Annotated in this window: 16 protein-coding genes; 12 read left to right on the top strand and 4 right to left on the bottom strand. The window is 40.1% G+C overall.

Going from position 1 to position 15,211, the window contains the following annotated elements:
* The first annotated feature begins 53 nt into the window (after nt 1–53).
* From WN948_RS02140 to WN948_RS02085, 12 genes are all read left to right on the top strand, one after another.
* Nucleotides 54–1,595 (top strand): hypothetical protein, encoded by a 1,542-nt coding sequence (locus WN948_RS02140; protein WP_342305354.1) that lies wholly within the window; start codon nt 54–56, stop codon nt 1,593–1,595.
* 45 nt (nt 1,596–1,640) lie between these two features.
* Nucleotides 1,641–2,231, top strand: coding sequence for an archaeosortase B (artB, locus tag WN948_RS02135; RefSeq protein ID WP_342305353.1), 591 nt, complete (start codon nt 1,641–1,643; stop codon nt 2,229–2,231).
* A gap of 152 nt (nt 2,232–2,383) precedes the next feature.
* Entirely contained in the window at nt 2,384–2,611 is a 228-nt protein-coding gene (locus WN948_RS02130; RefSeq protein WP_342306518.1) for a winged helix-turn-helix domain-containing protein, read from the top strand.
* A 175-nt stretch (nt 2,612–2,786) separates the two neighbouring features.
* On the top strand, nt 2,787–3,533 hold the full coding sequence (locus tag WN948_RS02125) for an ABC transporter ATP-binding protein (RefSeq protein WP_342305352.1): 747 nt from the start codon (nt 2,787–2,789) through the stop codon (nt 3,531–3,533).
* Complete coding sequence (locus WN948_RS02120; RefSeq protein WP_342305351.1) at nt 3,512–4,735, top strand: SufD family Fe-S cluster assembly protein; 1,224 nt, start codon at nt 3,512–3,514, stop codon at nt 4,733–4,735. The genes WN948_RS02125 and WN948_RS02120 overlap by 22 nt, the downstream gene beginning before the upstream one ends.
* A gap of 44 nt (nt 4,736–4,779) precedes the next feature.
* On the top strand, nt 4,780–5,634 hold the full coding sequence (locus tag WN948_RS02115) for a hypothetical protein (protein WP_342305350.1): 855 nt from the start codon (nt 4,780–4,782) through the stop codon (nt 5,632–5,634).
* 273 nt (nt 5,635–5,907) lie between these two features.
* On the top strand, nt 5,908–6,264 hold the full coding sequence (rpl7ae, locus tag WN948_RS02110; protein ID WP_319507952.1) for a 50S ribosomal protein L7Ae: 357 nt from the start codon (nt 5,908–5,910) through the stop codon (nt 6,262–6,264).
* Between the two features lie 22 nt (nt 6,265–6,286).
* On the top strand, nt 6,287–6,502 hold the full coding sequence (locus tag WN948_RS02105) for a 30S ribosomal protein S28e (protein WP_342305349.1): 216 nt from the start codon (nt 6,287–6,289) through the stop codon (nt 6,500–6,502).
* 10 nt (nt 6,503–6,512) lie between these two features.
* The gene (locus tag WN948_RS02100) at nt 6,513–6,701 is read left to right on the top strand and encodes a 50S ribosomal protein L24e (protein WP_342305348.1); all 189 of its coding nucleotides are present in this window, start codon (nt 6,513–6,515) and stop codon (nt 6,699–6,701) included.
* Nucleotides 6,702–6,714: 13 nt separating this feature from the next.
* Entirely contained in the window at nt 6,715–7,164 is a 450-nt protein-coding gene (gene ndk / locus WN948_RS02095) for a nucleoside-diphosphate kinase (RefSeq protein WP_342305347.1), read from the top strand.
* Nucleotides 7,165–7,269: 105 nt separating this feature from the next.
* The gene (gene infB, locus WN948_RS02090; RefSeq protein WP_342305346.1) at nt 7,270–9,048 is read left to right on the top strand and encodes a translation initiation factor IF-2; all 1,779 of its coding nucleotides are present in this window, start codon (nt 7,270–7,272) and stop codon (nt 9,046–9,048) included.
* A 67-nt stretch (nt 9,049–9,115) separates the two neighbouring features.
* Nucleotides 9,116–9,532: a 30S ribosomal protein S6e gene (locus WN948_RS02085; RefSeq protein WP_342305345.1), complete on the top strand. Its 417-nt coding sequence runs from the start codon at nt 9,116–9,118 to the stop codon at nt 9,530–9,532.
* A gap of 23 nt (nt 9,533–9,555) precedes the next feature.
* Here WN948_RS02085 and WN948_RS02080 read toward each other — a convergent pair whose 3' ends face one another.
* From WN948_RS02080 to WN948_RS02065, 4 genes are all read right to left on the bottom strand, one after another.
* Nucleotides 9,556–10,827 (bottom strand): hypothetical protein, encoded by a 1,272-nt coding sequence (locus tag WN948_RS02080; protein WP_342305344.1) that lies wholly within the window; start codon nt 10,825–10,827, stop codon nt 9,556–9,558.
* A 115-nt stretch (nt 10,828–10,942) separates the two neighbouring features.
* Entirely contained in the window at nt 10,943–12,205 is a 1,263-nt protein-coding gene (locus WN948_RS02075) for a hypothetical protein (RefSeq protein ID WP_342305343.1), read from the bottom strand.
* A gap of 74 nt (nt 12,206–12,279) precedes the next feature.
* Nucleotides 12,280–14,013 (bottom strand): zinc ribbon domain-containing protein, encoded by a 1,734-nt coding sequence (locus WN948_RS02070; protein WP_342305342.1) that lies wholly within the window; start codon nt 14,011–14,013, stop codon nt 12,280–12,282.
* A gap of 5 nt (nt 14,014–14,018) precedes the next feature.
* On the bottom strand, nt 14,019–15,182 hold the full coding sequence (locus WN948_RS02065; RefSeq protein ID WP_342305341.1) for an ATP-binding protein: 1,164 nt from the start codon (nt 15,180–15,182) through the stop codon (nt 14,019–14,021).
* Nucleotides 15,183–15,211: the final 29 nt, after the last annotated feature.

The raw sequence follows: 15,211 nt of genomic DNA, 5'->3' as shown, positions 1-15,211 counted from the left end.
GTGACTAATTCATTATTGATAATATATTCTTTATAAGAAGGGAGCAGAAAATAATGAACAAATTACATGTAATGTTCGGTGTATTGATTGTTTTATTCTCTGTCCCTAGCGTCATGGCAATATCCGTGGATGGGGTGCGTGGAGTTGGGGAGTGGAATGAAAACTGGGCTTTTGGACAGGCAGATGCTACAACGTATGATCCAACTGGTCCGTTTGGAGACAAAATGGTAATTTCCCAAGCTGGAACTTGGTATGATGATGATCCTATGAGGGATTCTGGTACGCTTTTTAATGATAATATGGCTACCGAAGGTCCTTTTGAAAGTGGGTACGATTTGAATGCAATATATGCGAATTATGATATCGCATCTGACACTCTCTATGGTATGGCCACTGTATATGGTCTGCCAGGAGATCTTGATGGTGATGGAAGCATATCAACTGTTGCTCTTAATGGTGACACAGTCGGTCCTGTAACAGGGAAGTCAATCAATGGAGTTGGTGTTGCCGAACAGTTCAGTATCACGATAACACAGGATACTCAAAGCTTACTTATAACCGTTTCCGGAAATAACTGGACCGTTTCTCCACTTGCTGGTTCTTTCCCAGGTTTCACAGAGGCAAATGTAGAAGCAGCCAACAGTCAAGCCGCAAATGCGGTGTATGAAATATCGGTAAGTGGTATCGCTGACCATTTCAATCTTGTTCCTGGTCAGGAATTTGAAGTCAGAGTAATTGCCGGAGGAAACCTTGATATTCCTGGTGAGGATCAGGCACGTATCGTCGTTGCTATACCAAACCCGGAGATAGATATCGAAAAGGCAACCAACGGTTTTGATGCAGATAATCCAACAGGCCCTGAACTTGATTCTGGGGATGATGTAACATGGACCTATGTTGTTACCAATACTGGAAATGTACCACTGGAAGATGTAGTTGTTACAGACGATAAACTTGGTGTAATTACCACAATTGTAGATCAGGGTAACGATGACGATATACTGGATGTTGATGAAGTCTGGACCTATGAGGCAACAGGTACAGCAGTATGTGGACAGTATGCTAATGTTGCTGACGTCGTAGGCTACTATGGTGTCATCCCGGTGACTGACGAAGATCCAAGCCATTACATTGTAAGGTGTGAACCTGACATTGACATTGAAAAGCATACAAATGGTCAGGATGCAGATTATCCACTTGGTCCTCAGATTGAGGTAGGACAAACCATTGAGTGGGAATACTTCGTAACCAACACTGGTGATGTACCACTGGAGAATATCGTCGTCGTGGATGATGTTATTGGTACGATTGGGGATGATAAGATCGTTTCCAAGAGTATGAACAATGATAATATTCTGGATATAGGAGAAACGTGGACCTATGTGGTTACTGACACATTGGAGGAGTGTATTCCTCAATATGAGAACATTGCCGTTGTAACCGGTGAGGATGACGAAGGAACCGTCGTAACGGATGAGGATCCAAGCCACTTCCACTGCCAGCCAGTTGTCCCATTATTGACACCTGTTGGTATACTGGTTATGGTCGGTGCACTTGGAGCTCTTGGAATTATCACGCTTAGACGTCGTGATTAATTCCATATTTTTATTTTCCGTAGTTTCTTTGTTCTTGGAGGGAATATGACTAAAAAAAGCAGAAATTTAAAAGGTGCCAGGAAACATAAAACTATAGAAAAGACGGCTGATCCTTTGCCTTACTTTATATATGTGAAGGATTTTCTGAAAAAGAATGAACAGGTTATTAGATTCATTGGACCTTATCTGTTATTCATATCACTTTTCACAGGAACCTATGTACTTTTCCAGGAGAAATTTATTTTCCTGAGTACAATGACCGCGAATGCTCTTTCAGACATTATGTCCATCTTAGGAGTTGAAAGTTCGTCATATGGTCAGTCTGTTTACATGAACGACTTTTCTGTAATGGTCATAGATGAATGCACGGGGATGTATGAACTGCTTGTTTATGCCGGGTGTGTGCTTGCCTATCCTACTACATTACGTAACAAGTTGCTCGGTGTAGTTTTGGGTGTGCCTGCAATGCTAATTATAAATATGTTCAGGCTTGTATTCTTGTCTTTTGTAGGATTGATGTACCCTGCGCTTTTTAGCTATGTACATTATTATCTGTGGCAGATAACGTTCATTTTCCTAATAGTGATGCTCATGTTACTGTGGATAGAAAAGGTAGTGAAGGGCGAGAATATTTAGGATATGGGCAAATTTGCTGATGGGTAAAGGGTGATTAAAAATTGTGTTATGAACAGTTTGTCTGAAATGATATAACTTTCAATAAAAGTTTTATCTGGAAAGCACGAAAAACATAATCTTTCAATTATGCATTTGAGTGTGGATGTGGTGTTATAGTAAGAAGAAGTAAAACAACCATAAGTGTGGAAATATTAAGGGCTGCATTAGAGGGGGCAAAAAAAACACATATTGTGTACCGTGCAAATTTAAACTTTGAAGTTGTGAACAGATACCTTTCCCTTTTAAAGGAAAATGGGTTGATCGAGCAAAAAGGTAATCTTTATGTCACAACTGATAAAGGTAACGAGTTTCAAGAGGTTGCTAAGGAACTAGGTTTGTGAATCCATTGAATTTCTTGTAACTCCACTATCTATTTTATATCATTAGCATGGCGTTGGATTCGCAGGGTATTTTTTGAATTTCAATAGGTTTTTAACCGATAACCTGTATAATAAAGCTGGATTTCGTGAATTTTGTAGTTCATGGATATAAATTATCATAAAAGGAGGCCATATTATGCTGGAGATCAATAATCTAACAGTTGAAATCGGCGGCCGAAGGATACTGAAAGGTGTTGACCTTGATGTTCAAGCCGGTTACACTAACGTTCTTTTCGGACCAAACGGAGCAGGCAAATCCGCACTTCTTATGACGCTGATGGGTTTTAGTGGTTATAATGTTGTAGAAGGAGAGATCATTTTCAAAGGGGAGGATATTACCAATATGTCGGTCTTTGAAAGGGCACAGATGGGCATGGGTATCATGACACAAAGGCCTCCTAATATGAGTGGTGTAAAACTTCATGATCTTCTGAATGTCATTTCAAAAGAACCGATGGATACAGATAGTCTTGCTGAAACATTGGACATGGTGCGGTTCTTTGAAAGGGATGTAAATGTCGGATTCTCAGGAGGGGAGATCAAAAGATCAGAGCTTCTCCAGCTTTCTGCACAGAACCCGGATTTTATCCTTCTTGACGAACCAGAATCCGGCGTGGATCTCGTAAGCATTGAGCAACTTGGCCATACTATAAAGGAACTCTTACAGAAAGACTGCAAATGTGCTGGTGATAGATGCAAACACGGTAAATCTGCACTGGTAATCACACATACAGGACAGGTTCTTGATTACATTGAAGCGGACAGAGGGTATATACTGTGCAATGGAACGGTCATGTGTTCAGGAAACCCACGTGAGATGCTGACAGAGATCAAAGAGCAAGGGTATGAGGAGTGTATCAAATGCAAGCTGATGAGGATATAAAAAAGAAGGCAGAAGCCGCACTCGGGAAGAAAGCTGCCTACGGGGAGGATTTCGATCTTGATGAATATGGTATTGCGCCAGATAATGCTGAAAAGGCCGATGACCTCGAAGAGCTTAGTGAAGAGGATCAGAGAACACTCCTGAACGTGGGATTCACGCCATCTGAAGACAATAGGTCAGGCAGTCTGATCATGCTTGACAATACAGTGACACACACATCCCTGCGTAACGAGGATGTTGTAGAACTGATGTCCCTTGAGGATGCAATGAAAACCCATGAATGGGTTAAGGATTATATGTGGAAGCTGGTTAAGCCGGATACAGACAAATACACTGCAATGAGTTATCTTCAGGAAGCAAACGGGTATTTTATAAGGGCACCAGAAGGCAAAAAATCAAAGATGCCAGTCCAGACATGTTTGCTCATAGGTTCAAAGCAGGTTTCTCAGACGGTTCACAATATAGTCATCGTTGAGGAAGGTGCAGAGCTTGATGTTATTACCGGATGCTCTACAAGACATGGAATTGACAAGGGTCTTCACCTTGGAATTTCAGAGATGTATGTTAAAAAGGGTGCAACCCTTAATTTCACTATGATCCACAATTGGGCAGAACAGATAGGTGTCAGACCAAGGACTGTTGTTCATGTGGAAGAAGGCGGTACATACATCAGTAATTATATTACTCTTAAACCTGTCAAATCCGTACAGGCCTATCCAACTGTTATCCTTGAAGGTAAAGGTGCCTTTGCAAGATTGAATACAATAGCTGTGGCACATCCGGGTTCCGAGCTTGATCTTGGAAGCAGGGTCATCTTTAACGCAGAGGATACAAAGGCTGAACTTATATCAAGGACAATCACTACAGGAGGCAATGCAATTGCCCGGGGTGAGATGATAGGTAATGCAAACAATGCCAAAGGGCACCTGGAATGCCACGGACTCGTACTTGGCGGTGGTATGCAAAGAGCTATTCCTATACTTGAGGCAAATGTTGAAGATATCGAACTATCTCATGAAGCTGCTGTTGGCAGGATAGCACGGGAGCAGATAGAGTATCTTATGGCGAGGGGACTCTCAGAAGAAGAATCTGTGGGTATGATCGTAAGGGGATTCCTTGATGTTGGTATCCAGGGTATTCCAGATGAGCTAAAAGCTGATATCGATGCCACAATAGCAAAGATCGGAGAGAATGCTATTTGACATTTCTCTCATTTTTAAATTAATCAATTATCTGAGGAGAATGAATGAATCAAAAATATGTGGCTATTTTTCTGGCTGCTATAATGGTAATGTCAATATTACCATTTTTTTTCAGCGGCGATGCAAACGATTCCAATACAAGTGAAGAAGTTACAGGTCTGGAGGATGCACCGGGTTTTGAGATTATTGACGGAACACATTTTGATGCAGAAATAAATTCAATTGCTGAAGGGCTTACAATTAGCCCGCAGGGTGTGTCAAATGCAGCATATATTGATTACTCAAAGGTATATGGTACTCCGCTTCAGGCTTTTGCACCTAATATCACTGATCTGTATTCAGTATACAATACTCTGATAATCAAAAGGTATTCAGCTTATGATGATGAGGGCTTTGCATTTGAAGCACATGTGCTTTCACCAGAGGTCATCAATTTCCAGTATATAGGGGCAGGAACTTATAATGGATATCAACTTCTCTCAAGAGGCGGAGAACTTTTTAATGTGATAGGTACTCCTACTCTATTAGGTACTTCCAGTAGTCTTGAATCTGTTATCGATGTCTCATCAGGTATGTCCAACTCTTCTACAGAATATGATGAAATACTTGGATATGTGGTACCAGGGGCTGAATATCAGATGCTGAGCTCTGAGGATCTCATTGCTGAGCAACACTATCTGGAATTCAGAAATATGGAAGATGGAAATTACACAAAGACGGAGATATTCCTGAATCCATTGGAAGGCACGATTAGTACAATCGCGGGCTTTGAAGCCAACAGTACTGAACGGGGTCTGTTATATGATACGACTATTGAGGATGATGGAAGGATTGTAACAGTTGTTGTTACGAGTAATGAATCAAATTTCTTCAACCTTGCAATGGAACAATACTGGTGATATCTTATCACCGTTTTCTCTTTTTTTTGTTTATTTTTCTGCCACAAGCTTTATACCTGAACAAGTTATTAATTGATTCCAATTGCGCATTCAGCAGATTATTATTTGTTTGGATGTAGTAATTCAAAGCCAATATTTGGCATTGAACTTTGTGTCAGTTAATTATTGATAATATTATTGCAATCATAATTGGCCAAATTAGCCGGGATTACCGGCATACAATGAATAATGAAAAACCATAGCATATAATATGGTTTCGAAGGAGAATATAATATGGCAGCTAAATTTGATGTTCCAGAAGAACTTGTAAATAAAGCACTTGAGAGTGTAGAACTGGCGAGAGACACAGGCAAATTAAAAAAAGGCATAAATGAAGTGACAAAAGCTATCGAGAGAGGCATCACAAAGCTTGCAGTAATTGCAGAAGATGTTGATCCTGCTGAAGTTATTGCACACATTGCACCACTCTGTGAAGAGAAGAATGCTGCTTACATCTATGTTAAAGAGCAGAAAGAGCTCGGTGCTGCTTGTGGAATAGGTGTTGCTTGCTCCGCTGTCGCTATTATCGACGCTGGCAAGGGCGGCGAACTTGTTGAAGACATTGCACAGAAAGTAAGTGCGCTTAAATAATTCTGATACGTGAGGTATCGCTATGGCAGATGAAGATACAGGCTATGCGGCTGAAGTCATCGATGTTATCGGTAATACCGGTATGCATGGTGAAGCCAGCCAGATCCAGTGCCGTGTGCTTGAAGGCCGTGATAAGGGCCGTATAATCACCCGAAATTGTGTTGGTGCTGTAAGGATCGGTGACATTATGATGTTAATCGAGACTTCCAGAGAGGCTAAAAAACTGACTACCAGATGAGGTGACTACAATGGAACAAAGAAAATGTTCTTTTTGCGGTGAATTTCTTGAACCCGGAACCGGTAAGCTCTTTGTAAAGAAGGATGGCTCTACCTATTATTTCTGTTCATCCAAATGCGAAAGCAACTTCGAGCTTGGAAGGTTACCAAGACGTACAGTCTGGACCGAACAGGGCAGAATTTACTTGAAGAAAGCATAATTGGGTGTTCTAAATGGAACAAACATACATTATGATCAAACCTGATGCAGTACAGCGTGGACTGATGGGTGAGATCATCTCAAGGATAGAGAACCGTGGTCTTAAGATTGCAGCTATGAGACTGTGTGTCATGAGTGAAGAGAGTGCAAAGGAGCACTACAAGGAGCATGCTGAAAGGCCCTTCTTTGCTTCACTTATAGAATATGTGACATCAGGTCCTTCTGTTTCCATGGTGGTGGAAGGAAAGAATTCCATTGCTATCATGCGTGCAGTGAACGGTGCAACAAATCCTGTTGATGCACTCCCAGGTACAATAAGGGGAGACCTTGCAATTGAAACAGGCAGGAATGTAGTACATGCTTCAGATTCGACAGAATCCGCACAGCGTGAGATAGCTATCCACTTCAAGGACTCAGAGATAGTTAACTATTCAAAGATCGATGAGGTCTGTCTCTACGAGTAAGTATGGACAGTCGGGATGTTTGCAATTATAATGGCAAATATCCTGAAGTATCCTTTACTGTAAATTATTTTCCAATCATCTAAATATCTTTGAAGGGGCTTTTTCATGGCTGTAAATGAAGATCTACGTACACCAATAGTTTCTGTGATGGGACATGTCGATCACGGAAAAACGACTTTGCTTGATATAATCAGGGGAAGTGCTGTTGCCGAAGGAGAGGCAGGTGCCATTACTCAGCACATAGGTGCAACTGAGGTTCCTATTGATAATATTGTTAACAAATGTGGGGATCCATCACTTAAGGAGAGGTTCATTGTCCCGGGACTTTTGTTCATTGACACGCCCGGGCATCATGCGTTCACGTCCCTGAGAAGCAGGGGAGGCGCGCTTGCAGACCTCGCTATTGTGATCGTTGACATCAATGAGGGTTTTATGCCTCAGACGATCGAAAGTCTTCACATACTTAAGAGATTCAAGACTCCTTTTGTAGTTGTTGCAAATAAAATCGACAGGATACACGGTTGGGAGCCCAATAAGAATACACCTTTCCTTGCTACATATAACAAGCAGAGTGAACGTGTAAAGACTGATCTTGACAACAAATTCTATGAAATTGTTGGTGAGCTGTACAATCTTGGATTCAATTCTGAAAGATACGACCGGGTCAATGATTTCCAACGCAATATCGGAGTCATTCCTATAAGTGCGGTAACTGGCGAAGGTGTTGCTGATGTGCTCATGATCCTTCTCGGACTCGCTCAGAAATTCCTCGAGGGAAGCCTGCATTATAATGCAAAGAGCCCTGGAATTGGAACAGTTCTTGAAGTAAAAGAAGAGAAAGGTCTTGGAACAACTATTGATACTATACTTTATGATGGAATCATCAAAAAAGGTGACACTATAGTTGTGGGAAGCCTTGGCGACCCCATTCAGACAAAGATAAGGGCATTATTGAAACCACGTCCGCTTTCAGAGATCAAAGCTGAGGAAAAATTCCAGCAGGTAGCTGAAGTCACAGCTGCGGTTGGTGTTAAGATATCAGCTCCGAATCTTGAAGGTGCACTTGCAGGAGCTCCTGTAAGGGTTGTAAGTCTGGAAACCATCGACGCTATTACTGCAGAAGTAAAAAGCGAGATAGCAGATGTTCAGATAGATACCGATTCTGTTGGTGTCACAATAAAAGCTGATACCATAGGTTCTCTTGAAGCTCTTGTAAATGAGCTCAAGAAAGAAGAGATCCCTATAAGAAAAGCACATGTAGGTGACGTCAGCAACAGGGATATCGTGGAAGTTTCAGCAATTGAAGACCCATTCTATTCGGTAATTATCGGATTCAACGTAAAGGTTCTTCCTGATGCAAAAGAGAAGCTCCAGACTACTACGGAAGTAACACTTTTCAGGAACGATGTGATATATCGCCTGATAGATGATTACAAAGACTGGGCCAAGAAGCAGAAGGAACTTGCGGAGAAAGAGATATCCGATACCATCATCAAACCTGGACGATTCCAGATAATGCCAGATTGTATATTCCGCCAGAGCAAACCGGCTGTGGTTGGTGTTAAGATCGTTAGCGGAACGGTGAAGACGAACGTAGATGTGGTAAACACAGATGGTGAAGTCGTTGGTAAGGTCAAAGGTCTTCAGCTAAGGGGAGAGAACATTTCCGAGGCTAAGATTGGTATGGAAGTTGCAATGGCTCTTGAAGGACCGACGGTTGGAAGACAGATAAAGGAAGAGGATACACTCTTTGTGAATGTCCCTGAAAGACACGCAAAAAGAATCGAACATGATATTTACGATTCAATGACGGCAGATGAATTAGAAGCACTGGATGCGTTTCTTGCAATCAAGAGAAGGGATAATGCTTTCTGGGCAAAATAATTCAAATGCATATTCATAAAGACTGATCATAACAACAGGAACAATAAACTAATAAGGAGGAAAAAATATGGCAGATTTCAAAGTAGTGGTAGCAGACCCAAAGACAAAATCATATCAGATCGATGTCACAGGCGCTGAAGCTAATAAATTAGTTGGTAAATCTATTGGAGAAACCGTAGATGGAGCAATCGCTGGTTTACCCGGATACACACTTAAGATTACTGGCGGAAGCGACAAGAGTGGAATGGTCATGAGACCGGACCTTCCAGGACCAAGCAGAAGAAAAGTACTCGTTGCAGAAGGAACTGGTTATTCACCAGTTGCAAAAGGTGTACGCCGCAGAAAGATGATGCGCGGAAAGGAAATTGCACCTGACATCATTCAGATCAACACAGTTGTTGTAGAGCATGGTGACAAGACTATAGAAAGGATCCTTGGTGGCGACGAAGAGCCAGCTGAGGACGTTGAAGCAGCAGCAGAGTGAGTTTCTCACTCTCTGATGCATTTTTATTTATTTTTAATTCCAGTATAGCTGGATGTTCCAAATCCCAGATCAATTATTTTGTTTCTGGAAAGCATTATTGAAATTAATTTTTTAGCTCCGTTGATACTTAATCCTGTGTTTTCAGCTACATCTTCAGCATCAAATGATTCAGTTTGTTCTATCAGGGATAAAATTTCATTCTCAAGAGTTATGTAGGTATCTAAATTATGCCATACTTTAAGTTGGTCTGCACGTTCCACGTTCTTATCAAATAGTAACTCATCATTCTCAAGATTATAAAGATAGAGAATCATGCGTGGATGTACATAATTTTGTGACCAGATTTTAATATCACTTTTCCACTCTGAATTCAAAATACAAATACTTTTATATTGGCCTTTTGGAACGGCGTTTGCTTCTCTCTGTACAAACTGCATAATAGTTCTGAGGTCATCAAATGGATGCCAGTATGTCTCAAATGTGAGAAGAGGCTTTAAAACAGTATTCATTATGCTTCCGGAAATGAATTTGTCCGATTTGTTAACTTTCCATTTTTTATCTCCGATATATTCTCCATTGAATGATATTTCAGCCTGGTGTATAGAATATTTGTGTTCCTGTGCGTTCATGTAATTATAGAGTTTTGAAAGCATTTCAGTATTGATACTTTCCTCTACATTTTTCTTAATTTCACCTGAAACTATTCTACCAGAATTCATTGAAGGCGCTAATATATTTTTGGAGGAGCTTGAAGATCCAGATGACCTTCCTATATTCTTTACTTGGGAGGGAATTGAAGCATCATCATCAGTTTCAATTGAAATCTGTTTCTCACCGGAGATTACATGTTCTGCACTCTTTGCTTCCATTTGTTTTAGTTTGAACTCTTTGAGCATATTCTTGTCTACAATAATGCGCTGATCAATGTCTTTTTTTAAGTTCTCAAGAAGATCTTCCAACAGAAAAATATCAATAGACTTTGTTGGACTGACAAGTGAGGAGAAAACGTCTTTCACTGTGGCAGATTCTTCCAACAAGTTGTTTTCTGTCCTGTAAAAATCCTCTAATGTACCTTTTCTATCAGAAAATCCAACAAGTTCTTTATTTTTTATATCTGAAAGAAGTTGGGATACATTTGTCCTGATATTGCGAAGCTGGAAATTGATGTCTGTCTCTTTTTGTGCATACGTTCGCTGGATAAGTTTTTCAATAGAGCTATAAACATCGTTCAGGTTCCTGACCACAATTTGCCGATTATTCTTTTCCAGAGCTTCGGGGTCTTTTAGTACTTCCATCTTTATCGTTTCCTGATTATTTTAGAGCATAGTCAACTTCATCTAAAATACAAATTTTTATAACTATCAATTAGATGTTTTATGATTTAATAATTAGGAGACTAATTTTGCATATTCATGCTATTTCATGTGTTCCAAGATCAATGGGTTCTTGCTGGCAAAGAACTTCATTCACCTCAAAGGAAAAATTGAGGTTTCCAAGATCGATTTTTCCAGCGTTGATCGGTTTTATTGCAAGGGACGTATATGCTGAGGAATGTGGCTGTATTTCAGGTATGCAAGCATCAGTATTCTGACATTCTACAAAAGAAGAGAAGCAGCTATTAAAGCAAACATTGCTGACAGTTTCATCCGATCTGTTCTCTACATAAATATTCAGTGTGTTCCCAACCTCACTATATAGTGTTTCAGGAACATTGATCTTAACATTCACATCAGGGATCTGTATGTGTTGCTCTCCAAAAGCCACGGGGCCTATCTTGCAATTGTTGTTACCCAGGGTAAATATAATTTCAAAATATCCAATATCCAATATGCCTGCAATTGTTGGCATGATCTGATATGTGACGCCATAAGATGAATCAGGTGCCATATTCTTTGTATCTGAAAACGCTGTATCATATTTCAGTCCTTTTGGGAAAGAAGATTTCACATGCAGATTAATCAGATCAACATTTAAGGTGTTTTTCATTTTAATGGATATTGTAGAACTTTGCCCAAGTCGAAGTGTTTCAAGTTGCTCAAATTTTAATTCAAAGAATGAATGGACAATGTCAATATTCCCAAAAAAGATTGGATGTTTTTGGTGTTTGTTATTGTTAACCTCAAGGTAAAGGTCACAATAGCCCATGGACATAGTTCCTGCTACCAGGGGTATAAAAGAGAAAGAAGACGACACCGAAGAGATTGGCTCAATATCTCCAAGATTCAAAACAGGTTTATCGCATCGAATGGTTCCGGGAAATGCTGCCCTTATCCAGATGTTCTCTATCATTTTTTCAGTGGGATTATTTACCCTGAAGAAAAGCATATTGCTAAATCCGAGTTCCGCAGGTTCTGTAAATTTATATTCTAGATTTACGGAATCAACAATTTGTAACTCTTTTACTCTTCTGCTTTCAATACCGACTCTCTTTTCATATGTCCAGAAAATGTAGATTATGATATAAAGAAGAAAAATGTATATCGGTGCACTGGCAGCATATATTAGATCAAGTTTACTATTAATGGATAGTATGAGACTTGCTATCAAGTATGTGGAAAGTACAATCCATAAAAATGAATATATCTGGAAGAAAAGTCCACTCCGACCACCTGCTTTGTTCTGAAGCGCATGAGCAAGTGATTTAGCTACATCCTCTAGAGGTCCGAATTTCATCTAAATCGCCTAGCCATAAGTGAATAATTAGTTTATGGAAGTTTGATTATAAATATATTATTGAATCAATTGTCTTATGTAATCTTCATTCCGCATTCACTGCAAAAGTTTGCACCTTGGGAAATTTTAGAACCGCATGAAGGACAATAATTAACCATAAACTCTGATTTTTGTATCACGCTATCCTCTACAATAACATTGTCTTCACAATTGCCATTAAGATCACATGAGTTCAGCAAGTTGCTGCGTTGGATTATGGAATCTTTTATGGTTACATTTACTATCTGCTTAACATCGTTTTTTCCATTCAAACTCGATTTCATCTCCCTGCAAAGTTCACGACCGAATTCTGCAAGCATACCTACAAGTGACTCGGCTGTCTGCGTTGCACCAAAAAGTTCGATACTACCTGTATCTCCAGAGATTGTGATCTTCAGGATGATGTCATGGTCATTCACCTTTGTGTTGCCATAGTACCAGGTTTCATAATGATTTCCATCTTTGTTTCTCAAGGTCCGAACATGTCTTATATCATGATGCTGCACCATCTCGCGACACATGTTCATAAGTGTTACAATATCAAAGTCTGATTTGATATGATATACTTTACTATCCCTGAAAGGAAGCGCAGCCAAAAGTTCCCGAAGCATTCCGATATTTATGTTAGAATTTGTTTTCATAATAGGACATGTCACTGCAATTCTTTTTGTTTCCATCTCTGTGTTCTGCAGTTTCCCTTTTGCATCCTTGTAGAATATTCTGCATTTTATCTCAGAGGACTTCGAACAGATGAGGGGATCGAAATAAATCATAACCGACTTTGAATTGTTACCTTCTATGTTTCCGAGTAGCAATTTGTCATTCTTTGCGGAATACATCGGTTCAAATCTGTCTATCCTGAAAAGGTGTTCATCAAAATCAAAATCCAATGCTACATCATTAACCACAAGAGCGGATACATTGTTAACAGACATTTTCAAACGGACAAAACCCTGGTAGAATTCAGTTTCCCTGAATACCTGTATCTGAGTTCTTAATTCAGGATTATTGCTATCCATTACTGGGCTGCCTTTTGATACTTCATAAATTCCTATGTCAATAGGCTCCTTTTTATAATAATTTCCATTGACTAGGTAGGAAACATATATTTTACCAAGATCGATATTATCTGGAAGTCTGGGGTACAGAAAAATAGCAGTATAGCCGGATGATTCTGCATTTATAACGTCAATACTTACCACGTTTTCTTCACATCGAACGAGACGGGAACACTCCGCTCGTATTGAGACGTTCGTTATTGGTATGTCAGAAGGATTTATGATGGTTACCTTTACTGGATTTTCCGTTTCTGCTTTCAAAGGTTGTTGTATGTCTATGGCAATATTAAGTGCTTCATTAATCTGTTTTTCGTGCTCGAGTTTTTTTATTCTTTTGATTTCTTTTTCCGCATTCATTTCTTTTATAGCTGTTCTGACTCTGGAACCCGATCGAAGTGAAACCAGAGGGCAGACAAAAATTGCGATTAAAGGAACTGGTTCAAATGAAGAGAAGACCAAAGCACCGAATATTGCTATTATAACTCCTGTAAAAATTGCATGGGGAAGAATGCTATCTTCAGTTTGTTCATTTTTAGCATTTCCGCTAATCACTTTTGGAACAATATATGCAGTGATAGCTGCAAGTATAAACCCTATCATTCCACTTGCTATTATACGGGGAAATCCTCCTCCTAGACCAAAGAAGAGGCCTATGTAAATACCTATACGCAGGTTATCACGGGGGTCGAAATATGACCATTTCAGCGGCATTAGAATCACTTTTTTAGTAGTTCAGAAAAGACATCTTCTTCACCAGTCTTCTGGATAGAGGATCTGGCTTCTATATACCAGCTAACGATGGATGGTTTTCTCTTTTGTAATACGGCTTCGAAGTCCTGAAGTCTTATTTTTCTTGGTTCGCTACCTCTCAAAGCTTCTCCAAGTGGAATGTCTGCAGCTTCCTTGCATATAGCCGCCAGATCTGCACCGGAGTAGGAATTTGTAATTGTAGCCAGACGATTTATATCGACATCATTATCAACGGGTCGCTTTTTCAAATGTATATTTAGAATCGCTATCCTAGCATCAGTGTCTGGCTCAGGAACAAAGACAAGTTTGCTGAAACGCCCCGGGCGTCTCAGGGCAGGGTCGATTGCCCATGGTTCATTTGTAGCTGCAAGCACCAGAAGATTATCAGAATCAGTATCCACACCATCCATTTGCGCTAAAAGTTCGTTTACAACTCTCTTTGCATAGTCTTCACTTTCACTGCGTCTTCCGGCAATAGAATCAATCTCGTCAAAAAAGATAATGGATCTCTTTCCCTTGCGGGCAATGTCAAAAACCTGCTTTACATTCTTTTCCGAAGCACCCACCCATTTACTTACAATACTGCTGGTCTTGACACTGATGAACTCAGCTCCGCATTCTTTTGCAGCTGCTTTTGCCATCATGGTTTTACCACAACCAGGGGGACCATATAGTAAAATCCCTTCGCCGGCTTTTTGGCCGTACATATTGTAGAGTTCTTTATGTGTGAACGGGTAAATTATAGCTTTTCGTATTTCCTCTTTCACCTGTTCAAGGCCACCGATGTCTGAAAATCCAATGTCAGGCATTTCTTTGAGAAAAACATCATCTTTTGAAAGAGAAGATTCATCGTTGCTTCCGGAATCCTTTCTGCTCTGGTTATTTCCGTCAGAAGACAAAACAGCAGAACCTCTTTTAAGCGCTTGGGCTCTGGCAAAAAGATGTTCTGCAAGGTCGCGCTGTGTGTTGCGGTCAATACCATCACCAAGCATATTGGAAGCATCGTTGTAGAGCTTGGCAGCTTTCAGGTATAATTCACGCGCTCTTTCAGATTGACCTCTGTCTTCCAGGTCCTTTGCAGCTTTTGCATAACCGCGCGCTTGTGCAGCAAATGTGATGGCTGAGTTCAAATAAGCACCTCAAAATTACGAATCTGGCT

It is taken from the genome of Methanolobus sp. ZRKC5 (assembly GCF_038446525.1).
Taxonomy (GTDB): Archaea; Halobacteriota; Methanosarcinia; order Methanosarcinales; family Methanosarcinaceae; genus Methanolobus.
This window is presented reverse-complemented; position numbering and strand designations above follow the sequence as displayed.